We start from the raw sequence: 23,659 nt of genomic DNA on the forward strand, positions 1-23,659 counted from the left end.
CAAACCTGCGCCGGAAACGGGGCAATATCGATGACGACATAACAATTCGGAGGGCCCAATGGCCATTCTCGTAGACGAAAACACCAAAGTTATCTGCCAAGGCCTGACAGGGTCTCAGGGGACATTCCACTCCGAGCAAGCAATTGCATACGGCACCAAAATGGTTGGCGGCGTGACGCCCGGCAAAGGTGGTCAGACGCATCTGGACCTGCCGATCTTCAATTCTGTGCACGAAGCCAAATCCGTGACCGAAGCAAATGCGTCCGTGATCTATGTGCCTCCGCCCTTCGCTGCGGATTCCATCCTCGAAGCGATCGACGCGGAAATGGAACTGATCATCTGTATCACCGAAGGCATTCCAGTGCTGGACATGATGCGCGTGAAACGTGCCCTTGAAGGCTCTGCATCCCGTCTGATCGGGCCAAACTGCCCGGGCATCATCACACCTGACGCCTGCAAAATCGGCATTATGCCCGGCCACATTCACAAACGCGGGAGCGTGGGTGTTGTGTCCCGGTCCGGCACGCTAACTTACGAAGCAGTGAAACAGACATCTGACAGCGGTTTGGGCCAATCGACGGCCGTAGGCATCGGTGGTGACCCGATCAAAGGGACCGAGCATATCGATGTGCTCGACATGTTCCTCGACGATGATGAAACACATTCCATGATCATGATCGGGGAAATCGGCGGTTCTGCAGAAGAAGAAGCAGCCGAATTCCTGGCCGAGCAGCGCAAGAAGGGCCGCTGGAAACCAACCGCTGGCTTCATCGCTGGCCGTACAGCGCCTCCTGGCCGCCGTATGGGTCACGCTGGTGCGATTGTTGCCGGCGGTAAAGGCGACGCAGAAAGCAAGATCGAAGCGATGAAATCCGCAGGAATCGTCGTAGCAGACAGCCCGGCCACGCTTGGCGAAGCTGTGCTGGAAGCGATTGCGAAGTAAGAAAACGCAGGCGGGGGCAACCCCGCCTCACCCCTTTTCGAAGGGAACTCCATGCCCGACCTAACCCCCAATGAGGTCCCCTCATGAACGACCAATCCCCCAACGACGTTTTCCACGCCTCTTCCTTCATGCAAGGGCATAACGCGGAATATATCGAACAGCTTTATGCCCGCTATGCCGACAATCCCGGCGCTGTCGACGAAAGCTGGCAGGCTTTCTTCCGGTCGCTTGGCGACGCACCTGCGGATGCAAAGGCCGAAGCCGCTGGCCCGTCTTGGGGTCGCACCGATTGGCCGCCCGTGCCAAACGACGATCTGACAGCAGCACTTGATGGCCAATGGGCCGCCGAACCAGAGGCCGCTGGCAAAAAGATCAAAGGCAAAGCTGCCGAAAAGGGTGTTGGTCTGTCCGAAGAACAGGTGCGTTCCGCCGTTCTGGATTCCATCCGCGCGTTGATGATCATCCGCGCATACCGGATTCGCGGCCACTTGATTGCGGACCTCGACCCGCTTGGCATGCGCGATAATGACCCGCATCCGGAACTTGATCCGGCGTCTTACGGTTTCACCGCCGCTGACATGGACCGCCCGATTTTTATCGACAACGTGCTGGGCCTTGAAATCGCGACGATGAACGAAATCATCGCGATTGTCCGCCGCACCTATTGCGGCACATTTGCCCTGCAGTACATGCACATCTCGAACCCTGATGAAGCAGGCTGGTTGAAAGAACGCATCGAAGGACTGGGCAAAGAAATCAGCTTTACCCAAAACGGCCGGAAAGCGATCTTGAATTCCTTGGTGGAAGCCGAAGGTTTTGAAAAGTTCCTGCACGTCAAATATATGGGCACGAAGCGTTTTGGTCTGGATGGCGGCGAAAGCCTGATCCCTGCGATGGAACAGATCATCAAACGCGGTGGTCAATTGGGTCTCGAAGACATCGTGATCGGCATGCCGCACCGCGGTCGTTTGTCGGTCCTCGCCAATGTCATGGAAAAGCCGTACCGCGCGATTTTCAACGAATTCCAAGGCGGGTCGTTCAAGCCCGAGGATGTCGATGGATCGGGCGATGTGAAGTACCACCTTGGTGCGTCATCTGATCGGTCTTTTGACGACAATACGGTCCACCTGTCCCTGACTGCGAACCCGTCCCACCTTGAGGCTGTGAACCCTGTTGTTCTCGGGAAAGTCCGCGCCAAGCAAGACCAAAAGAACGACGAAGACCGCACAAAGGTCATGGCAATCTTGCTGCACGGTGATGCAGCCTTTGCTGGCCAAGGTGTTGTCGCCGAAGGTTTCGGTTTGTCTGGCCTGAAAGGTCACAAAACCGGCGGCACGATGCATATCGTTGTGAACAACCAAATCGGTTTTACAACTGCTCCGCATTTCAGCCGGTCCAGCCCTTATCCGACGGACATCGCCCTGATGGTCGAAGCCCCGATTTTCCACGTGAACGGGGATGATCCAGAGGCGGTTGTGCACGCGGCCCGCGTCGCAACCGAATTCCGTCAGAAGTTCCACAAAGACGTCGTTCTCGACATCATTTGCTACCGCCGCTTTGGTCATAACGAAGGCGATGAGCCGATGTTCACCAACCCGGTGATGTACAAGAAGATCAAAAAGCAGAAGACCACGCTGACTTTGTATACCGAGCGTTTGGTCAAGGACGGCCTGATCCCGGAAGGCGAAATTGAAGACATGAAGGCCGCGTTCCAAGCGCACCTGAATGCCGAATTTGAAGCTGGCAAGGAATACAAACCGAACAAGGCCGATTGGCTCGACGGGAAATGGTCGCATTTGGATCGTCACAAAGACGACTACCAGCGCGGCGTGACCGCGATTGATGAGGCGACGTTCAAGGCTGTTGGTAAGGCGCTATCGACCGCACCGGAAAACTTCCCGCTGCATAAAACGGTTGCCCGTCTGCTGGATTCAAAAGCGAAAATGTTTGAGACCGGCGAAAATATCGACTGGGCCACGGGCGAAGCCTTGGCTTTCGGGTCGCTCCAGACAGAAGGCTACCCTGTCCGCCTGTCCGGTCAGGATTGTACGCGCGGCACTTTTAGCCACCGTCATTCCGGCCTGATCAATCAGGACAACGAAGATCGGTACTACCCGCTGAACAACATCCGCAAGGGTCAAGCCCAGTATGAAGTCATCGATTCCATGCTGTCGGAGTACGCGGTGCTTGGGTTCGAATATGGCTATTCGCTGGCTGAACCAAATGCGCTGACACTCTGGGAAGCCCAGTTTGGTGATTTCGCCAACGGTGCCCAAATCATGTTTGACCAGTTCATCAGTTCTGGTGAAAGCAAATGGTTGCGGATGTCCGGTCTCGTTTGTCTGTTGCCACATGGGTACGAAGGCCAAGGGCCCGAGCATTCAAGCGCCCGTCTGGAACGTTTCCTGACGATGTGTGGTGGCGACAACTGGATCGTTGCGAACTGTACAACGCCTGCGAACTACTTCCACCTGCTGCGCCGCCAGCTGCACCGGACGTTCCGTAAGCCGCTGATCTTGATGACACCAAAATCTTTGCTGCGTCACAAGTTGGCTGTTTCCAAAGCCGAAGAATTCACGACAGGATCATCGTTCCACCGTGTTCTTTGGGATGATGCCCAGCAGGGCAATTCGGACACGGAACTGGTTGCGGACGACAAGATCAAGAAGGTCGTGATGTGTTCTGGTAAGGTCTACTATGACCTGCTGGAAGAACGCGACGCGCGCGGCATCAAGGACGTCTATATCCTCCGGTTCGAACAGTTCTATCCGTTCCCTGCGCAGTCTGCAGTGAACGAACTTGAACGGTTCAAGAATGCCGAAATGGTTTGGTGTCAGGAAGAACCGAAGAACCAAGGTGCTTGGTCCTTTATGGAACCAAACATCGAATGGGTTCTGACCCGTATCAAAGCGAAAAACACCCGTCCGGCTTATGCCGGTCGTGCCGCCGCCGCATCCCCTGCGACCGGTTTGGCCAGCCAACACAAAGCACAGCAAACAGCCCTCGTTGACGATGCGCTGACGATTAAAGGATCAAACAAATGAGCACCGAAGTTCGCGTCCCAACACTGGGTGAATCCGTGACAGAAGCCACGGTCGCCACATGGTTCAAACAACCCGGCGACACCGTCGCGGTTGATGAAATGCTGTGTGAATTGGAAACAGACAAGGTGACCGTAGAGGTGCCATCACCCATCGCCGGTACGTTGTCTGAAATCGTCGCTGCAGAAGGCGAAACTGTAGGCGTCGACGCCCTGCTGGCACAAATTAGCGAAGGCGACGCAGCACCAGCGCCCGCTGCCAAGAAAGAAGAACCAAAGGCAGAAGCCGCACCAGCCCCGGCCGCTGCAACAAAAGACGTCGAAGACGCGCCATCCGCGAAAAAACTGATGGCCGAAAACAACCTGACAGACGTGCAGGGCACTGGCAAAGACGGCCGTGTGATGAAAGGCGACGTGCTGAACGCGCTGGCCACACCTGCCCCTGCTGCCGCCGCCCCACGTGCACCCGTTGCTGCGGATCAGGCTGCGCGCGAAGAACGTGTGAAGATGACACGCCTGCGCCAGACCATCGCAAAACGTCTGAAAGACAGCCAAAACACCGCCGCGATGCTGACCACCTACAACGAGGTCGACATGACCGAGGTGATGGCGCTGCGCAACGAATACAAAGACCTGTTCTTGAAGAAACACGGTGTGAAGCTTGGCTTCATGTCCTTCTTCACGAAGGCTTGCATTCACGCGCTGAACGAAGTGCCCGAAGTGAACGCTGAGATCGACGGCACCGACGTGGTCTACAAAAACTACGTCAACATGGGCATCGCCGCAGGTACGCCAACGGGTCTTGTCGTCCCAGTGATCAACGATGCCGATCAGATGTCCTTTGCGGGTATCGAAAAGGCAATCGGTGCGATGGGCGCAAAAGCCCGCGACGGCAAGCTGTCCATGGCAGAAATGCAGGGCGGGACCTTCACGATCTCCAACGGCGGTGTCTACGGCTCCCTCATGTCGTCCCCTATCCTGAACCCACCGCAGTCCGGCATCCTCGGCATGCACAAAATCCAAGACCGCCCGATGGCGATCAACGGTCAGGTCGTGATCCGTCCGATGATGTATCTGGCACTGTCCTACGACCACCGGATCGTCGACGGCAAAGGTGCGGTGACGTTCCTCGTCCGCGTGAAAGAAGCGCTCGAGGACCCACGGCGGTTGTTGATGGATCTGTAAGGAACGGTAAACGCATTTGTGGTGCTTGAAAGACTAAAAGGTCTCTCAAGCACTTAGTTCTGCAAGCGTATCGGATGAACCTATGAGGCGATCTATCTCCACAATAATCGCGGGCGCACTATTTGGCTTGTTCATTGGTTCGTCAATGGGATTGGCGTTTGGTGGGTCCGCGTACAATGCCGCTTGGTTTTTTACTCCACTTGGCGCTTACATTGGCTGGCTAGTTCACAAATCGAGTGCTTCAGAAAGTGTGGATCTGGAACAGACAAGAGATTTCGATGCGCTCGATTCCAGTGCGGAGAAGGTGGGGAAGGCTTCGGCAAATATCTTTACCTCGCTATTAAAGATCTTGGCCTCGCTCTGGAATTTTCAAATTGACCTTTTGGACACGCTTGGGCTTCTTCAGACTTTCTTGAAACAACCACTTTTGTTCGCAGGGTTATGTGTGGTCATTTCAGTGTTTTTTCCTCCATTTTTGGTGTTGTATTTTTTATCGTGGTTGGGCGCGAGCCATTTTGGCGCAACAGAGAATACCAAGTATAGAGCAAAAGTCGCATGACCCCCGAACTCACCGTCCTCGCCCTTGCCGCCGTTCTCCAAGCAGTTCAGTTCATGCTCTATTCCGTCTTCGCGAACCTGCAGGTCGGCCCGAAAAAGGCAATGGGTCCGCGTGATACGCATATTACCCTGACAGGCGCCGCTGGTCGTTTGCAGCGCGCCATGAACAACCATTTCGAAGGGTTGATCTTTTTCACCATCGCCGTCGTTGTTGTTGTGCTTGGCGACAAGGCGACCGCATTCTCCGCAATTTGCGCGTGGACCTATCTGGGTGCCCGCGTCCTCTATGTCCCTGCTTACACATTTGGATGGACCCCTTGGCGGTCGCTCATTTGGTTCGTAGGCTTCACCGCAACCATGCTGATGATCCTGTCAGCGCTCTTGTTCTAACATCGCGGTGCACGCGTTGTGCACGTATTGTGCACGCGAGTCACAGCCCAATTTCGCCCTAGGAGATCCCCCATGGCTAACTACGACGTCATCATCATCGGTTCAGGTCCCGGCGGCTATGTCTCCGCCATTCGTTGCGCCCAGCTTGGTCTGAAAACGGCCATTGTTGAGGGGCGCGAAACGCTTGGCGGGACCTGCCTGAACATCGGCTGTATCCCATCCAAAGCATTGCTTCACGCCACCCATATGCTGCACGAAGCCGAACATAACTTCGGCGAAATGGGCCTGAAGGGCAAAGCCCCGTCTGTCGATTGGAAGCAGATGCAAACCTACAAAGCCAACGTCATCGGTCAGAATACCGGCGGTGTTGAATTCTTGATGAAGAAGAACAAAATCGACTGGCTGAAAGGCTGGGGATCAATCCCTGAGGCGGGCAAGGTTAAAGTCGGTGACGACGTCCACGAGGCGAAAAACATCATCGTCGCCACAGGGTCCGAACCATCTGCCCTGCCGGGTATTGAAGTCGACGAAAAGACCGTCGTGACATCAACCGGCGCGCTTGAGCTTGGCAAAATTCCAAAGAAACTGGTCGTGATCGGCGCAGGCGTCATCGGGCTGGAACTTGGGTCCGTTTATGCCCGCCTTGGTGCCGAAGTGACTGTGATCGAATTCCTCGATGCAATCACACCGGGTATGGATGCCGAGGTTGCGAAGACGTTCCAGAAACTGCTGATGAAGCAGGGTCTGAAGTTCACGCTGGGCGCTGCTGTTCAAGGCGTTGAGACCAAGAACAACAAGGCCAAAGTGACGTATAAACTGCGCAAAGACGATTCCGAGCACACAGTTGATGCGGACACCGTGCTGGTCGCCACAGGCCGTAAACCTTACACAACCGGTTTGGGTCTCGATGCGCTTGGCGTGGCGATGTCCGAGCGTGGCCAGATCAAAACGGACGCGAAATATGCGACCAACGTGGCTGGTATCTATGCGATTGGCGATGCGATCGACGGTCCAATGTTGGCCCACAAAGCCGAAGACGAAGGCATGGCCGTCGCGGAAGGCATCGCCGGCCAGCAACCGCATGTAAACTACGATGTTATCCCGGGCGTAATCTACACGCATCCAGAGGTTGGCAGCGTCGGCAAGACTGAAGAACAGCTCAAGGAAGAAGGCCGCGCATACAAAGTCGGCAAATTTCCGTTCTTGGGCAACGGTCGGGCCAAGGCGAACTTTGCCGGCGACGGTTTTGTGAAAATGTTGGTGGATGCGTCATCCGACCGGATTTTGGGCGCACATATCATCGGCCCAATGGCGGGCGATTTGATCCACGAAATCTGCGTTGCGATGGAATTTGGCGCGGCTGCCGAAGATATCGCACGTACATGCCACGCGCACCCGACCTATTCCGAAGCGGTGCGCGAAGCCGCCCTCGCCTGTGGCGACGGCGCGATCCACATGTAAATCAATCTTTGCTGGCCTCTTTCGCGGGGCCAGCAACACCCACATGCTTGCGCCACAAATCGCGAAACGGCAGCGTGTAAATCTTCCAAACGGATGTATATTCCGTTTCTTCCACACCATAGAGCCCGAATTTCACGTCCCGATCATCGTCGGGCATGTGGTAGGTTTTGAACAGTACATCCCATATCGGAAACATGAACGCGAAGTTCTTGTCGAGGTGATCAGGATGGCAGCTGTGGTGCACGTGATGGTGCGCGGGCGACGGGAACACCTTTGACCAGTTCCCTTTCCACCGTAGCCAGACATGCGAATGACGCAGGTGGTAGCCGCCGACGTTAAACAAGAAGAAGAACAGAGGCACGCCCAACACCTCTGGCGGGCGTGGCACATATCCGAAGACAAGGGCGACGACGCCCATCAAAACGCCGTAACCAGCGCCGATTCCGATGCTATAAGCGATGTTATCAATCGGGTGTTCGCGGAAATTCGACAGCGGATGCATCACCTCTGGGCTGTGGTGAACCTTGTGAAAATTCCACAAAAACGGGATCTTATGCTGCAAGTAGTGGATGAAGAACCCGATGAAGTCCCCGACCGCGATCGCGATGATCAGGTAAGCCAACGAAATCGACATGCCTTTGATCGTCAGCACTTCGTTCCAGTTGAAAGCGACCAGTTCGTTTGATCCGGTGATCAGCTGAAACGTGAACGCCAATGTGCCAGCCAGTAGTCCGATGTGGATCAATTTCATTGTCAGTTCGTTGATCACGAAGAAACGAAGGTCAAGCCAAGCCGATGCATTGCTCCAGACCTTTTTTGGGAACAGAAACGCAAGAAACGACGGTGTATCGTCGCCCTTGCGCGGCCATGTCTTGCGGTAGACGAACAACGCGAACAAAGCGCTTGTCATCAGGTAAACCCAAAACAGACGGTGATCCGAGCTTGTTGGGTACGCGATCACAGCCCAGAACCGATCCGACAACGTGGTCGAAATCCGCTCGAACAATGCGAGTAGTGTGTCTGTCATGCTCTATGACCTGCTTTTGATATTTCTTCTTTTGTCATTAAAATCTTAAAAAATGGGCTCAAATACAACGAAAATGGGTCGATACCGCGCCAACCCGTAGATATGCGACCCATCAGACACGCACTGGCGCGATCGCATTGCATTTCATATCTATGATATGCCCAACGAAGGATCCTTGATGTGTCCCCCGAAGCTACAATTCTGATCATCAACGCGGCTTTGTTGGCCTTCGCATATCTGTGGGCCTACCCGAGCTTGCCGCACAAGAGCTGGAATGCCATCATGTGGCGCGACGTTGTTATTTCAGTCGCGGCCCTGGTTCTGGCTGGCGCATTATTTCTAGGGCGCGATCTGGCTTTTGATATGATCCTATTCAACACGAATTGGTTCATATTTTCTTTTGTGACCATGAGTTTAATGGAAATACCTTTGTTCATCTGGTTTGCCCGCAAACATGGTTTGCGTTTTGATGAAACGGATGAATCCTAACAGACGAGCAGGTAGAATTTGTCATACTCATGTCTGACTGCAACCACACGTTAACCACATTGCCGCGCTAACCTTGCTCAACTTAAACCTTTGTTGGACAGGCAAATGCAGCGTTTATTGATGGCTCTCCCGATCCTTATGCTCGTGGCAACACCTGCGTCTGCGGCAACTTTGACGACACTTTGGGTGGTGACGAAATACGGCGGAATCGTTTTGGGGATCGTTCTCATTTTGTTTGTTGCGATGCGCAAACGCCCCCGTGAAGAGACAAAAATCGAAGTTCCATCACTGCCTGAAACACCGATGTTCTCCGAAACATTGCTTACGATGATGTTCCACACCGCACGGCTGAGCGGCGACATCAGCCAGAACACCCTTCAGGTGTTGTTGCGGTCCTACAAGCATTTGACCGGCAATACTGTCAGCCAAAAGATGATCACTGCGAAATATGCACAGACAACAGAAGCTGACGAACTGCTTGGAATTGTGGCGCCATTTTCCCGGATCGAACGTGATACGATCATGAGAGCCTGCGTTGACGTCGCCGCCGCCGACGGTGCGTTGACGAGCGCCGAGCACGATTTTTTGATGGCGCTTAGCACGGCCTTGGGCCATGACGCTGCCGTCTTCCGTGATCAAATTCGCATGGCTTTGCATACCGATAGACCACGGACCATCGTCCCGACTGCGATGCCTGCTTAGGCTTTCAACATCCGCAGCCCTTGTGTTGCGTCTGTCCGGACTGACAATCGCAAACCGGGTTCATCCCCTGCCTTCAACGCCGCGAGGATCAGTTTGTGGTGATAAGGCGGTTCGGTCCGATTGAGCCGCCCGTAAAGCGCACGCATCGTCGGGCCAAGTTGCAGCCAAACCGTTTCCATCACCGCCAACATCGCGGGCGCTTGGGCCCGCAGGTAAAGCGTGCGGTGGAATTCAAGGTTCATACGGATGTAGCCCGATGCATCGTGCCGCGCGACCATCTGACTGACACCTTGGTTGATCACCTCAAGCCGTTCGATCAGCGCAAAATGCGCCCGTGGCAAGGCACGGCTGGCCAATTCCGGTTCGATCATCGCGCGTAATGTCGCGAGTTCTTCGATCCGGTCGTTGGACAGTTCGGGTGTTGTTACACGCCCCGATGACGAAAGCGACAAAGCCCCTTCCGCCACCAAACGCCGCACGGCTTCGCGCGCGGGCGTCATGGAGACATCAAAATCCTTACCGATTCCCCGCAACGTCAGCGCCGCCCCAGGATCAATTTCACCATGCATAATTTGGGTACGCAATGCGCGATACACACGTTCGTGGGCAGCAGCGGTTGGATCTAGGGGACGTGGCGCAATCATGTGATCTTTGTGATCACAAAACCGGATCAGGTCAATCGCCGAACTGTACCCGATGCAATTGATCACCGTTTTCACGTAACCAACGACGTGCCGGCATGTGATCCCCATACAGCCGTTCCACGACGGCCCAAAACGCAGGGGAATGGTTCATCTCAGCCAAATGGGCGACTTCGTGGGCGGCGACGTAATCCAGCACCTCTGGCGGGGCCATAATCAGCCGCCATGAATACATCAGCGTTCCCTTGGACGAACACGACCCCCACCGCGACCGCGTATCACGCAGCGACAATCGGGCGTAGGTCTTACCAATCTGCGCAGCATAACGATCCGACGCGGAGGCCAGCACATTACGCGCCTGCGCTTTTAACAACGCTTGGGCTTTCTGGCCCGCAGTCTGTTCATTTGGGACATGCAATGCATCTTCGGTCAGCATCGCCCGCCTGCTGCGCCCTGCCACAACGGGGATCAACCGACCGGCAAAAGGGACCGTGCCGCCTGCTTCAACCACGTGTAATTCGCGGACCTGGGACAGATGCCCGCGCAGCCACGATTCGCGTTCTTCGAGGAATGCGACCGCCTCTGGCACCCGCGCGCGCTTAGGAATCGTCAGTGTGACGCGCCCATCCAGCCGCGACACCCGTAAAGACAGGCGTTTGGCGGTAGATGACCGGCGTAAAGCGACCTCAATCGGGGGGTTGCCATGCAGGGTATGGTGGCCCATATCCATAGTTCCGTTGTTGACCTGTGCCAAAGGCTTTGACACCACTGTTTGCTTATGGCAGTTGGCAGCGATCCGCTGCAAGAGCACGACCAGATTTATAAGGAATAGCCAATGCCTAAGGAAGAGTGGGGCACGAAGCGCCTCTGCCCCGAGACCGGCAAACGCTTCTACGATTTGAACGCCACGCCGGTGATCAGCCCGTACACAGGGAAAGAAGTCCCTGTTGAGACTGGCAAGACACGGACGATGGTTGCTGATGCCGAAGATGCGCAGACCAAGAAAATGAACGCCAAAGACGCGGATCAAGACGATGATCTGGTGTTGGACGACGAAGACGCGGACGACGATGATGATGTCGATCTGGGCGACGACGTTCTGGAAGATGATGACGATGATACCGTTTCATTGGAAGAATTAGCTGATGTTGCCACTGGCGACGACGACGATTAATTCGTCTCAGAAGATTTTCGTGATGGGCGAGATTTTTGATCTTGATCTCGCCCGCCACGCTGCATAGACAGCAGCACGCGACGCAAGTCGTTCCCATGTGGAAATATCCACATCTGATGGGGCCTTAGCTCAGCTGGGAGAGCGCCTGCATGGCATGCAGGAGGTCAGCGGTTCGATCCCGCTAGGCTCCACCATCACCTCTCGAACCCCTTATTTTACTGTAAAACCTTTGATTTACAGGTGATTGATGTCCAAGTGTAACGGGAAAGTGCTACAGTGAAGAGGCTAGAAGCCGTGGCTGGACACACCCGATTGTACCGCAGAGGTGCGGTCTATTATCATCGTGCGGCAATCCCAAACGATATCAAAGAGACCTACCCAAAGACCGAAGAAGTTTTCTCATTGAAGACGAAAGACCACGCTGAAGCGCTCCTGAGGGTGCGCGTGGCCGCTGTCGAAGTTGACCAACGCTTCGCCGATCATCGTCTCGAGTTGGCACGTGAGAACGCTGATGTGCTGGACGCTCTTACACCAGACCAAATCAACACGGTTCGTGATGCGTACTACCGCCACCTGCTGGAGGAAGATGAGGAGGTTCGGCTAGATGGCTTCGTTGAACTCGATGATGACGGCAAGGTGATAGATGCGCTCCCAGATGAGCCGTTAACCACCTTTGCAGAGCATGGCGAACGGATTGACAACTTTGACAAGGATGCGCGTCATCTGTCCGCACAGGGTAAGTCCGACCCTTTCTGGGATGGTGAAGTTGATGAGGTGCTCAGCTGGAGTGATATCAATCTCAAGCTTGCACCTGCGTCACCCGACCGAAAGCGCCTAGCTCAGGCCCTGCAGCAAGCTGTTGTGCTGGCCTCCAAAGACACGAAGGCCCGTCAACAAGGGGATGTGGTCCTGACCCCTCAAGCCCCCGCGCCCGCCGTGCAGCAGGCCAGTCTGTTGTCATTTAAAGTCGCGGATTGGGTGGAAGAAAAGTCGAGGTCAGATTGGTCCGAGCAAGCACAGGCCGATTATCCGCATTGGCTAGCAGTCTTTATAGAAATCGTAGGAGATCGCCCTTACACCGACTACGGCAAAGCAGACGGGCTGCGGTTCAAGGCAGTGCTCTCCAAGCTTCCCGCCAATGTTAGGAAACTAAAAGAGACACGTGACTTGCCCCTGCTACAAGCAGTCGAGAAGGCTCAAGAATTAGGGTTAAAACCTTTATCCATTGCCACCTACAATAAAGCCATGACGCGAGTTGGGGCCTTCTTCACTTGGCTTGAGATTAATAGCATCGAAGACATCTCTAACCCCGTGCATAAGCTACGCTTAAAAGACAATGTTAGCGCCAAGAACAAACGCGCTCCGATCTCACAGGCCGACCTGACGACCCTTTTTAGCAGCCCAGTTTGGCGTACTTGTCATTCCGCACGATTTTGCGCGAGACGCGGCAATTTTGAGATGACTAGCCATTGGAAGTTCTGGCTGCCGATGATTGCTGTCTGGACCGGAGCAAGGTCGAACGAAATCGGTCAGCTACTGATTTCAGACATAAAGACCGAGGATGGTGTCGACTATCTTCACATCATTGATGAGATGGCGTTTCAACGGACCAAAAGCAACGCATCACGCCGGAAGGTCCCAATACACAATCAACTAAAGCAGTCAGGCCTGTTAGAGTTAGTTTCTGACCGCGCGGGCGCTGCTACTCCAGAAGCAAGACTTTTCCCTGATCTGAAAGTTGGCGCGAAAGGCTACTTCTCAGCGAACGTCACGACGTTTTTCTCGGAGTACATGGAGAAGATTGACATCAAAACGGACAAGACTTCATTCCACAGCCTTCGGCATAACTTTCAGGACGCTTGTCGCAATGCCAAGGTCTATCACGGCCATAGAGAGGCCATAGCTGGCCGCGAGGAGGGCGGGACTGGTGGCGCATATGGTGGTGAAGGCTACGACATCAGCGACCTCAATGCCTCGTTACAGCTTATCTGCTACCCTTCTGTCGATTGGGCCGCGATACCAGCCTATCGCTCAGATCGCTAAAATCCTAGAAGACCGCTGACGCACCGCTCGGGTAAGTGCGGAACTAGTAATCCTAAGGCACTCCAGAGGCGGGAATTACCCCCTCCTTTGAGAAGGAACCCACACAGGATTACCCCAATGAAGACCCAATGCCCGGTCTGCGGCCTTGCTTTTGCCCGTAGACGAAAGGACCAGACTTACTGCGGCCCGAACTGTCGCAAGGCTAAGTATCAGCGCCAGAAACGCGCACAGACGCCAGCTAACAGCGCACATAGCCACAGTAAAAGGCAAGACAACGAACTGCTGTTTGATCGCTCAAAACGGCTGGCTGAGATGTATTACACGACCGCCCCTGCAGCGCGACTAGGCGTACTGAAAGACTTCATAGACCAAGCCCGTTCGGGTCACTCAGGTCTCCGCCAAATCTTGACGAACAAGATGCTGCTGAAACCACCAATTCAAAAGAAGCAACTTTTCTACTGCAACAGTCCCAAAAGCTAAAAAACGATCAGTCAGCTTGCCAATCGTTACTGTTGGCGTTTCTGGAAACACAGTGTGAAATGCGTCGTCTACGGCAAAGCTCCCGAACCTAAAACTGGTGAAGTGATCTCTGCACCATATCGCTATCTGATCGCCGCATAACTTGTTCTGACCACCATGCTTCAATCGTGGCGGTCAGAAAGCGTCGTCACCATATTATAATAAGGGGTGAAGGCTAAGGTGATGCGGCACTAGGCTACGATGATTTTTCCGACAAAAATGTCTTAGGTCATCTAATATATAGGAGCGTTGCGATCCCCCCCCCCCTTACCCCCATGAACTATCGTCACGTACCACGACCAACGCGAAGCGAGGAAGCACGAACCTATGTGCTTGGGTCTGTCACCACGGAATGGGTACTAGCTCCTCTGGTGTGAGCTGGGCGGGCGTTTAATTACCCCCACCTTATAGAGAAAGGAGATTACCCCCACTGCCCGGCGGGCTAGAGCCCGAAGACCAAGAACCAAGAACCAAGAACCAAGAACCAAGAACCAAGAACCAAGAACCAAGAACCAAGAACCAAGAACCAAGAACCAAGAACCAAGAACCAAGAACCAAGAACCAAGAACCAAGAACCAAGAACCAAGAATGGATGAGAGGATCACTAACATAGATCAAGAGCCATGATGACCATGATGACCATGATGACCATGATGACCATGATGACCATGATGACCATCAAACTACCTATGAAATTGGTCAAGCCTGTAATGGGTCAATCCGATGTAAGGCATAGCCTTCATTAGGAAGTGACGAAGTAGTTGGTCATAAGCCCCAAGGTGTACGTTAAGGTATACCTTTGTGGTCACGCTGAATGGACAGTGATTAAGTGTACGTAAGACTTGACATACATCAACGGACACCAACCTAACGTACACCCAAGGTCATCATGTCCCAAACCGTTTTCTATGCCCGCGTGTCCACCAAAGACCAGAACTTCACTCACCAGAAAGACCAAGCAGAGGCTGCTGGGTTCACCATCGACAAGGTAGTAAGTGACCACGGCGTCTCAGGCATCCACACACGCCTTTCTGAGCGGTCTGAGGGTAAGAGGTTGTTCGACATCCTTCGGTCTGGAGATGTCCTTGTTGTGCGCTGGGTTGACCACTTAGGCCGCAACTATGAGGACGTCACCGACACCATCCGAGACTTCATGCGGAGGGGTATCATCATCAAGACTGTTATCAACAAGATGACCTTCGATGGGGCAACCAAAGACCCCATGCAAGCGGCTGTGAGAGACGCTCTCATTGCCTTTATGGCCGCTACAGCACAGGCGCAAGCGGAAGCCACCAAGGAGGCTCAGAGGGCCGGAATTGAGGCCGCTAAAGATGACCAGCAACGTTATCGCGGCAAGAAGCCAAGCTATGACCGCAAGACCTATCAGGCTGTCATAGACCGGCTTGCATTAGGTGAGGGGGCCTCAAGTATCTCCAAGGCTACCGGCCTGACCAGACAGACGGTTTTGCGTATCAGAGACAAGCCTGAAACCGCTGAGGCGGCACTTTCCAAATGGAATATTTAAGTCTGTTAGAGGATTTTGCTCTTTTCTAATCCCAAATGGTAGCAGCAACATTGCTACGCAACAATCTAAACGTTAATCATACATTTCGACACAATCTATGCGCGGGCAAACTCGGAGACACGCCCAACTCCCGAAATTGCCATAAATTGTTGTTTGTATTGCAAAATCCCCCTAGACCCCCAAGCATCAAATCCGTTAGGGTTGAATCAAAGAAATTCAATACACGCATTTCAAATTAAAGATTATGACTTAGAGACAATACAGTTAGTTGAGTGAAAGATAATGCCATTAGCTAAGGAAACAAAAGACATCGAAGGAGTGAAGGTTTTTCAGAACCCTGCAATTACTGTGGTCTCCATTGATGAGTTTACCGTCGAACTCCAAGACCTTCTAAAAGAGAGGCTTGCAGAGATTTGTTGGGGTCCAACTGCAAACGGATCGAAACTAGTTGCTGAAAGCTATGAGTACACGATGCAATCGCTATGGGGTCGGGTCTCCAATAAGCATTTCAAGACGCAAATTGGAATGGCGGGCGAACTGATAACTCACCTCTTTCTTGCGCGACCTAGCGCTGGATATGTATCCGTTAACCGCATGTTCAATCTAGAAGAATCTAGTATAAAAAAAGGCTTTGATCTTGTTCTAACTAAGCAAGAAAGCGGCGAATTGTTCCTTGTAGAAGTGAAGGCAAGCGGAATTTTGACCTCAGACTCTAAAAAAAAGGTCTTGAATCTTCTGAAAGTATCTAACAACGACATGAACGGCAAACTCAACAAACCTGCTGATAACCTGTGGAACAATGCTTTGTCTCACTGCAGTAGCGCACTAAAAAAAACCGACCTTCGAGACAAGATTGAAGCAATATTAGAGGTTTGTCGTGATGAGGCGCTGACTTTCCCCTCGGCCAAAGATCAGAATGTCATTCTAGCTGGTATCAACTTCAACGGTGATAAAGGTTTCTGCGATCTGGAGGAGATTGCAAAAAGCATAGCAGCCTATAAAAAATGGGGGCAATATAAATCCCTTACCTACTTCGTCGCACAGAAAAAAACCTATACCGCCGTCCTGACCTTTATCGAGAGTGAGGCCGCGCTATGTCCATGATCAGCAAATTGCGAAAAGGCACATTTTCTTCCCTTTATGTGAAGCTGTTTAATGATTCAGAAATATCAGATAAAGAAAAAATCGCTCTTTTGGCTATCTCTTTAGAATGCCATCGAGATGGTGATCAGATAATGAGAGATCTCGCATATCGCATTTTGATTGCATACAGCATTAGATTCAAAACCTATAACGCACTTTTTGACATTGCCGCTAGTGAAGGATTTGCACCTCTCTTAAGCGTAATTCTGAATGATATCCCTGCTGAAGATCAGCCACACATGGGATTGTTCTCAGAGGCAGTACTGAGATCAACGCTTGAATCCTATCAGTCAGATGGCATCACCCTGACAAACGATCAATGGGAATTAAAACAGTTCTTCGAAGAAAACCTTAACACAAACGTAGCGATCTCCGCCCCAACTTCATTTGGAAAATCAGAACTAATTGTCAATTACTGCCGCAGCGCATCGAAATCAAAGATCTGCATTATTGTTCCTACGAAGGCACTAATTGCACAAACAAAACGCAGGTTATTGGCGAATTCAAGAGAAACAACCGAACAAGACACTCCTTGGGTTCCACAAATCATCCTGCATCCAGACTCACATGGCGCATCAAATCAGGAGGCTATCTGCGTTTATACACAAGAACGTTTCTTTCGACACTTTGTTAAATACCCTAACGACACGTTTGACCACTTACTTATTGATGAGGCGCACAATATTTTCGGTTCTGGGCCACGCGAGGTATTGCTCAATCAAGCAATAATCCTGCACTCCAGCAGGGCAGAAAGGGCTGGACGAAAGTCTGTCATAAAATTTTTTACTCCATTTCTCGCAGACCCACAAAACATTAGCCTGAGACACCAAGACCAAGAAAAAAAAGGTATGCGAGTCAGGCGTACCGTAAAATCAGAAAAATTCGTAGTTTGCAACCTAAGAGACGATGGAGTTGTGCACCTTTACGATCAATTCTTCGATAAACTGTACCCCCTAGGTCATCATCACAACACTTCGGTTGATAGCTACATCATCGACAACTCTGGTTGCAAAAACATCATTTATCAAAACCGCCCCGTTAAGATTGAAAAAATGGTGCGGTCGATGTTGCTTGCGCTTCCGCCACTGGATGATGAAAAAATTGAAGAAGCAGCAAATGCAATCGCTGAATATGTTCACCCGGAATATTTACTCGCAAAATCACTAAAAAAGGGTGTGCTCTACCACCATGGTTCGGTTTCCGACATCGTGAAGCTATATGTTGAACACCTCTTTTCGAGCCTCACTCACACACGGTTCATTATTTGCAACTCAACACTGCTAGAAGGGGTAAACATTCCCGCGAGCTGCATCTTTTTACCTACATTAAGTATCGGGAAAGGCGTCCTAAATTCGTCGCAACTCAAGAACCTAGTAGGTAGAGTTGGTCGTTACAAAGAAATCTTCAGTTCAGAGCGGTTCGAGGCTGCTCTCTTGATGCCGGAAGTGCATATCATAAACAACGATGAGTATATGCATAAATCCGTAAATATCAAAAACTACCTTCATGAACGCCTACGCGTCGATACCAAACTAAAGGACGAGAACAAGAATCCCTTAGTCGATTTAAACCAAGAAAAAATTCATGCCTCAGTGCGTGATACAGCGGACACCTTTCTTGACGTTATCGATCCTACAACTAGAGACGTTCCGAGCTCCGATGTCAAATCTGCAAAAACCAAGTTTGGTTACCTAGCATTTGTCCACAACCTGACAGAATTGGACATTCTAGAATTTGAACACGAAATCAGTATTGAAATTGCCAAAACAAAAGAGCTTAAATCAATCGATGAGTTCTTAGATCTTATATGTACTAGCTTTATTTCTCGGATTTCTGAGACCCATGATACTTTTGAGATCCGGCGGCTCATTAAAATGGGCCCGCGAAATTTCTACTCGATGCTTTTACGCTGGAGGATGGAACATCTACCCCTACCCTTGATGGTCAAGACGTATTTGGACTACTGGTCCGACATGGAAGGACTGATCTACGTTGGGCGTTGGGGTGATATTAAGTTGGAGAATTCGTTCTCAGAACAATGGGTCGACCTCAGCCAAAAAACAGACGCAGAGAAAATCAATATCGCTATTGTTCGCATTAAGGATGATTTCGATTTCATTGAAGCTAATTTGCATAAATATGTAGAGTTGACTTATGACTTGGGCCTAATCGCCGAAAATCTATACAACGAGTTAAAGTATGGCACAAATGATGGATTTGCCATCGAGTTGATAAAAGCTGGCTTCAACAATCACCTTGCTGTTCGACTTCTTGAGGAATATTCTGACTTCGTAACTCTTGTAGATGACGAGGACCGTCAATTGGTCTTTGACGAGAGAATCGTTGCCGCGATGCTAGAAAAGCAGGAAAATCCACTAGTCATTTTTGAAACGAAATTGATGGCAGGACTTTGATTCAGAGCGGTATCGCAATTCCTTATTGAGCATTTGCAGTACGGAAGGTGACCTATAGCACTACAACACGTGCCCCCTCTTGATAAGATTGTGAGTGACACCACGAATTTTGAGGCTGTGAATGAAAACACCACGGTCTCCGCATTATGCAAATGTTGTTCCTAGGTAGCTTAGAAATATTGACATTGAAGCTTTGTGGACATCCATCAAATTGAACGGCTACTTTAATCAGATCCGATCACCCCGATGCCCGATTATGGGCAGCTCATGTCCGCATTCCGTCTCCCAAGGCGAAACAAGTACTACACAATCACTACACAACGGTCTAAAGTGTAGCCTAGGAAAACCAATGAAATAAGCGTTTTGTAGTGGGTTCGAGTCCTCTTCTGGGCACCCTCTTGTTCGCGATAAGGCTTATACGCCCGAGTCTAACAAACACCGCACCAGTCGTTTTAGCAATCGAGTGCAGAAGAGGCATTTCCTCAATGGTGATGCCCCATAACACTTCGTATGACGTCACCCAAAAAGTGCTACAGAGACCCGCTACATTGACACCAATCAGAAGCCCGTATATCCCTTATAAATAAGAACTTTATGAAACCCGATAGCGCCCCCGCTAGGCTCCACCAACATCCTCAAAATATGCGCGAACTTTGGTTGCCTTCAGGCAGAATAGCTTTGCCTTTTGCCGGGGTGGCTCAAGTCGGCAGCCGATGGCGGCCATTTGCAGGCCGCCGATTGGTTCGCGGGAAGAATCCCGTTCAGGACGCTAGAAAAACGGTAATTCGCAGAGCCTCGCGCGATCGACGTACCCGCCACGCACGACGTCAACCTCATCACCGACGGTAAGGTCCGTATGGACCAATCCAAATCCGATCATCGCCCCCGCACGTGGCGACCATGCCCCGCAGGTCATGTGCCCAACACCCCTATCGCCCTGTTGAACCGCGTACCAAATCGCATGGCCGGGTCGGCATTCGGGGTTATCGAAGACGATTCCTACCTGCTGGCGTTTAACACCTTCGGCCTTAATTTGCCGCAGCGCCTGTATGCCGACCACCTCGTCATCAAGATCCAGATCAACATATTTGCCAAGACGAACCTCGAAAGGATTTGTCTGGTCATCTGTGTCGCCACCGTAGGACAACAACCCGCTCTCGATCCGTTCGATAGGGCTCGGGTTTCCGGGGCCGATCCCCCATGGTTCACCAGCTTCCTTGATGATGTTCCACAGATCGATCCCGCGCGTGCCGTCGCGCAAATAGATTTCAAACCCGCCCTGTTTGGAATAGCCCGAACGCTGGATGATCAGCGGGATGCCGTTGATTTCTGCCGGGGCGAACCAGAAATATTTCAGCGCGCGCACCCAATCACCAAAGACGGACGCGACCACATCTTCGGCTTTGGGCCCCTGAATCGCCATCGGAGAGACATCAGGCTCACAAATGTTGACGTCTAACCCCCGTTCGGCTGCAATGGCCCGCGCCCACATGAGGATGTTGTTGTCCCCAATAGACAGCCAGAACCGGCCGTCTTCATGTTTAAGCACAACGGGATCGTTAATCAGCACCCCGCGATGGTCGCACATCGGCACATATTTGCCCTTCCCCACTTCGATCTTGGACAGGTCCCGCACTGACAAAAGTTGGACCAATCGGGCAGCATCTGGCCCTATGATTTCCACCTGCCGTTCGACGCTGACATCCCATTGCGACACCCCGTTCATCAGACGGTTATATTCGGCATCTGCGTCACCAAAGGACACCGGCATGAGCATGTTGTTGTAGGGAGAAAAGGCAGTCACGCCTTCCCCAATCGTCGCTTCGTAGAAAGGTGACACGCGTAGACGGGTGTTTGGTCCGATTTCAGCCATTTAGGGTGCCTCAGTCGTCAAGTTTTGCGGAATTAAGGGCCGCCTTTTTCAGGAGCGCCCCAAGGGTTGCGCGTTCGTCGGCGCTAAGCGCCGCCAAAACGTCATCTTGCCGGCGGCTCAAATAGCCGCTGATCTTTTCATGCAAAGCCCGACCGTTTGGGGTGATCTTGAGCTTTGATTGCCGCCCGTCCGACGGGTCAGGGGCGCGGTCCAAATAGCCATCGTGCAACATGCGATGCACTGCGCGGCTGATCGTGTTGCGCGGGCGGCGTGATATGCGGGCCACGTCTTGTGCCGTGAGAACGTCAAAGTGCGACAGGCAGGCCAGCAGGATGTATTCAGCACGCACGAGGCCAAAGTCCCGTTTGATCTCGGCGTAGGCCGGGAACACGATGGCATTCGCGAGATAGGTGATGCGGTACGCCTCGGGATATTCGATCGTGTCGAATATCCGCGTCAGGTCTGTGTCGTCTGATCTATCCATGATCGGTTGCCCATTGCCAGTTACGCCTGTCCTAGCGCATATTGTTCCAATTGGAACAACAAATGCGACGATTCCATAGTCGCAAAAGGCTGAAATGACGCAGGACCGCAAAAAACTGACCTTACCGGAACTGGCCGAGAAGAAGGCTGCAGGCAAACGGCTGGTTATGGTCGCAGTTGGCGAAGTACTGACGGCCACGTGGGCCGAACGTGCCGGCGTTGATATTGTTGGTGTCGGCGACAGTCTGGGCATGACTTTGCATGGCCATGAAAATACGCTGGCAATGACCGTTGATCAGATGATCATGCACACGCAAGCGGTGCGGCGGGGTGCGCCAAACACCCTGTGTCTCGTGTCGATGCCCTATGGGTCCTACGCGACACCTGACCTCGCCGTGACAAATGCCGTACGGATGATGAAGGAAAGCGGCGCTGACGCGTTGAAGCTGCAGTTGGGCCGTGAAGGCACTGACATTATTCGCGCGGTCGCCGATGCAGGCGTCCCGGTGATGAGCCATGTTGGACTGCTGCCCCACAAGATACATCAAATGGGCGGTTTTAAGATGCAGGGCCGGACGGCTGAGGCGGCGATGGACATTGTTGCGGATGCCCGCGCGATCGAGGCTGCAGGTGCGATAGGGCTTGAGATTGAGGCGATGCCTTATGAGGTCGGCAAGGCTGTGGATGACGCCGTGGACATCTTCACCTTTTCGATTGGTGCGGGCGCTGCTGGCACATGCCAGTTGCTGAACGGCTACGATCTGCTGGGTGCGTTCGATACGTTTAAGCCCAAGTTCGCCAAACGCTATGCCAACCTTGCCCAGGACGCGACCGATGCCTTCGCGGCTTATGCTGACGATGTGCGATCTGGCCGCTTTCCAGATGCCGAACATAGCTACCAAATGAAACCCGACGAAATCGCGCGTTTTGAGACGCTTTTGAATAGCGAGGATGCGACATGAAAGACTATGCCAACCGGACCAACGGCCAAACGATTCCCAACGGGATGCTTGAGGACAACTATCCCCGCAACATGTGGTGGGTGGCGGCGCACCGCGATGAGGTGACGACGAAACCGCTGGCGCGATGGCTGCTGGAAACACCTGTGGTGCTTTACCGGCTAGAGGATGGCACGCCCGCCGCACTTTATGATCGCTGCCCGCATCGTTGGGCACCGCTGTCTGAAGGACATGTTCGTGACGACAAGATCATCTGCCCCTACCACGGGATGGAGTTCAATACCGCGGGGCGCTGCACCAAAGCACCGACGCAGCACATGAAACCCAAGACCGCCGAAATTCCGTCTTTTGCAGTGCGCGATGCCGGGGCTTATGTCTGGATTTGGATGGGCGATCAGGATGCCATTGATTGTGACCCGCCAGAAGTCGGCTATCAGACAGACCCCGACTGGACGCCAGTGCATGGGTATTACGAGGTCGCAGCCAACTGGGTGCTGATCCGCGAGAATGTTTTGGACCTGACGCACATCGCCTTTCTGCATAAGAACACCTTCAAGCAGGACGATTGGATCACGGCGCCCGACACCTACATGGACGGCGAGACAATTTGCTACGAACAGGAATTCGACCTTGCGCCGCTGTCACCGCTGTTCTGCGCAGGCATGGGGCTGCCCGAAGACAAGCCGATCAAGCGGGTGCAAAAGGGACGAATGCCATCGCTGGCGATTTCGTTTTCGGACTGGAATGTGCATGACCCTAACCCAGATGCGGGCAAACGGTCCGATTTCATCGTGCGTGGCTGCCATATCGTGACACCTGCCCAGCGCGGCAAGACGCACTATTTCTGGATGGCCGCGTTTGATGTGCCTTCGCTGACAGATGAGGTTGCCGAAAAGACACGCGCGAGCGTGACGGCCGCGTTTGACGAAGACAAACACCTGCTTGAAAAACTGCAAGCCAGCGTTACTGCTGATCCACGCGGGCTCGACTTCCTAGAGGTGACGCTGGGGGCTGATGGCGCAGGGATCAAGGTTCGGCAAATCCTGAACAAAAAGCTTAAGGCCGAAGGGCGGTCGCTTTCGCGTTGATT

General features: G+C 52.6%; 21 protein-coding genes and 1 tRNA gene. 17 read left to right on the plus strand and 5 right to left on the minus strand.

Annotated features, from left to right (window positions below):
• Positions 1-58 precede the first annotated feature (58 nt).
• The 6 genes from sucD (at position 59) to lpdA (ending at position 7,577) form a co-directional block, all read left to right on the plus strand.
• Positions 59-943: a succinate--CoA ligase subunit alpha gene (sucD, locus tag MWU61_RS06790; protein WP_247127533.1), complete on the plus strand. Its 885-nt coding sequence runs from the start codon at positions 59-61 to the stop codon at positions 941-943.
• 83 nt (positions 944-1,026) lie between these two features.
• A complete protein-coding gene (locus MWU61_RS06795) occupies positions 1,027-3,987 on the plus strand; it encodes a 2-oxoglutarate dehydrogenase E1 component (RefSeq protein WP_247127534.1) in 2,961 nt (986 codons plus the stop codon).
• Positions 3,984-5,168, plus strand: a complete 1,185-nt coding sequence (gene odhB / locus MWU61_RS06800; RefSeq protein WP_247127535.1) for a 2-oxoglutarate dehydrogenase complex dihydrolipoyllysine-residue succinyltransferase — start codon at positions 3,984-3,986, stop codon at positions 5,166-5,168. The genes MWU61_RS06795 and odhB overlap by 4 nt, the downstream gene beginning before the upstream one ends.
• An 82-nt stretch (positions 5,169-5,250) precedes the next feature.
• Positions 5,251-5,727, plus strand: coding sequence for a hypothetical protein (locus tag MWU61_RS06805; RefSeq protein WP_247127536.1), 477 nt, complete (start codon positions 5,251-5,253; stop codon positions 5,725-5,727).
• On the plus strand, positions 5,724-6,116 hold the full coding sequence (locus MWU61_RS06810; RefSeq protein WP_247127537.1) for an MAPEG family protein: 393 nt from the start codon (positions 5,724-5,726) through the stop codon (positions 6,114-6,116). Before MWU61_RS06805 ends, MWU61_RS06810 begins: the two co-directional genes overlap by 4 nt.
• 72 nt (positions 6,117-6,188) lie before the next feature.
• Positions 6,189-7,577 (plus strand): dihydrolipoyl dehydrogenase, encoded by a 1,389-nt coding sequence (gene lpdA / locus MWU61_RS06815; RefSeq protein ID WP_247127538.1) that lies wholly within the window; start codon positions 6,189-6,191, stop codon positions 7,575-7,577.
• Position 7,578: 1 nt separating this feature from the next.
• On the opposite strand, the gene MWU61_RS06820 is transcribed toward lpdA, so the two are convergent.
• Positions 7,579-8,604, minus strand: a complete 1,026-nt coding sequence (locus tag MWU61_RS06820) for a sterol desaturase family protein (RefSeq protein WP_247127539.1) — start codon at positions 8,602-8,604, stop codon at positions 7,579-7,581.
• 180 nt (positions 8,605-8,784) lie between these two features.
• Here MWU61_RS06820 and MWU61_RS06825 point away from each other — a divergent pair, with 180 nt between their 5' ends.
• Together MWU61_RS06825 and MWU61_RS06830 are read left to right on the plus strand one after the other, a co-directional pair.
• On the plus strand, positions 8,785-9,093 hold the full coding sequence (locus tag MWU61_RS06825) for a hypothetical protein (RefSeq protein ID WP_247127540.1): 309 nt from the start codon (positions 8,785-8,787) through the stop codon (positions 9,091-9,093).
• 105 nt (positions 9,094-9,198) lie between these two features.
• The gene (locus MWU61_RS06830; protein ID WP_247127541.1) at positions 9,199-9,795 is read left to right on the plus strand and encodes a TerB family tellurite resistance protein; all 597 of its coding nucleotides are present in this window, start codon (positions 9,199-9,201) and stop codon (positions 9,793-9,795) included.
• Here the strand turns inward: MWU61_RS06830 and MWU61_RS06835 are convergent.
• A complete protein-coding gene (locus tag MWU61_RS06835; protein WP_247127744.1) occupies positions 9,792-10,439 on the minus strand; it encodes a GntR family transcriptional regulator in 648 nt (215 codons plus the stop codon). The two genes, MWU61_RS06830 and MWU61_RS06835, sit on opposite strands and share 4 nt — an antisense overlap.
• Positions 10,440-10,470: 31 nt before the next feature.
• A complete protein-coding gene (locus MWU61_RS06840) occupies positions 10,471-11,202 on the minus strand; it encodes a SprT family zinc-dependent metalloprotease (protein ID WP_348645574.1) in 732 nt (243 codons plus the stop codon).
• Between the two features lie 69 nt (positions 11,203-11,271).
• On the opposite strand from MWU61_RS06840, the gene MWU61_RS06845 reads away from it, so the two are divergent.
• From MWU61_RS06845 to MWU61_RS06875, 7 genes are all read left to right on the plus strand, one after another.
• Positions 11,272-11,610: a TIGR02300 family protein gene (locus tag MWU61_RS06845; RefSeq protein WP_247127542.1), complete on the plus strand. Its 339-nt coding sequence runs from the start codon at positions 11,272-11,274 to the stop codon at positions 11,608-11,610.
• A 118-nt stretch (positions 11,611-11,728) separates the two neighbouring features.
• Positions 11,729-11,804, plus strand: a tRNA-Ala gene (locus tag MWU61_RS06850).
• 100 nt (positions 11,805-11,904) lie between these two features.
• A complete protein-coding gene (locus tag MWU61_RS19860) occupies positions 11,905-13,653 on the plus strand; it encodes a site-specific integrase (protein ID WP_247127543.1) in 1,749 nt (582 codons plus the stop codon).
• Positions 13,654-13,770: 117 nt separating this feature from the next.
• Positions 13,771-14,133, plus strand: coding sequence for a hypothetical protein (locus MWU61_RS06860; protein WP_247127544.1), 363 nt, complete (start codon positions 13,771-13,773; stop codon positions 14,131-14,133).
• Between the two features lie 928 nt (positions 14,134-15,061).
• Positions 15,062-15,697 carry a recombinase family protein gene (locus tag MWU61_RS06865; protein WP_247127545.1) on the plus strand — a complete coding sequence of 212 codons (636 nt, stop codon included), beginning with the start codon at positions 15,062-15,064 and terminating at the stop codon, positions 15,695-15,697.
• Between the two features lie 282 nt (positions 15,698-15,979).
• Positions 15,980-16,801: a hypothetical protein gene (locus tag MWU61_RS06870; protein WP_247127546.1), complete on the plus strand. Its 822-nt coding sequence runs from the start codon at positions 15,980-15,982 to the stop codon at positions 16,799-16,801.
• Positions 16,792-19,254 (plus strand): DEAD/DEAH box helicase family protein, encoded by a 2,463-nt coding sequence (locus tag MWU61_RS06875; protein ID WP_247127547.1) that lies wholly within the window; start codon positions 16,792-16,794, stop codon positions 19,252-19,254. Before MWU61_RS06870 ends, MWU61_RS06875 begins: the two co-directional genes overlap by 10 nt.
• A gap of 769 nt (positions 19,255-20,023) precedes the next feature.
• On the opposite strand, the gene MWU61_RS06880 is transcribed toward MWU61_RS06875, so the two are convergent.
• A complete protein-coding gene (locus MWU61_RS06880) occupies positions 20,024-21,127 on the minus strand; it encodes a glycine cleavage T C-terminal barrel domain-containing protein (protein WP_247127548.1) in 1,104 nt (367 codons plus the stop codon).
• Between the two features lie 10 nt (positions 21,128-21,137).
• Positions 21,138-21,611, minus strand: coding sequence for a MarR family transcriptional regulator (locus MWU61_RS06885; protein WP_247127549.1), 474 nt, complete (start codon positions 21,609-21,611; stop codon positions 21,138-21,140).
• Between the two features lie 94 nt (positions 21,612-21,705).
• Here MWU61_RS06885 and panB point away from each other — a divergent pair, with 94 nt between their 5' ends.
• Together panB and MWU61_RS06895 are read left to right on the plus strand one after the other, a co-directional pair.
• Positions 21,706-22,572, plus strand: coding sequence for a 3-methyl-2-oxobutanoate hydroxymethyltransferase (gene panB, locus MWU61_RS06890; protein ID WP_247127550.1), 867 nt, complete (start codon positions 21,706-21,708; stop codon positions 22,570-22,572).
• Positions 22,569-23,657, plus strand: a complete 1,089-nt coding sequence (locus MWU61_RS06895) for an aromatic ring-hydroxylating dioxygenase subunit alpha (protein WP_247127551.1) — start codon at positions 22,569-22,571, stop codon at positions 23,655-23,657. The genes panB and MWU61_RS06895 overlap by 4 nt, the downstream gene beginning before the upstream one ends.
• Positions 23,658-23,659 lie beyond the last annotated feature (2 nt).

The organism is Loktanella sp. F6476L (assembly GCF_023015725.1).
In the GTDB taxonomy this organism is placed as follows: Bacteria; Pseudomonadota; Alphaproteobacteria; order Rhodobacterales; family Rhodobacteraceae; genus Yoonia.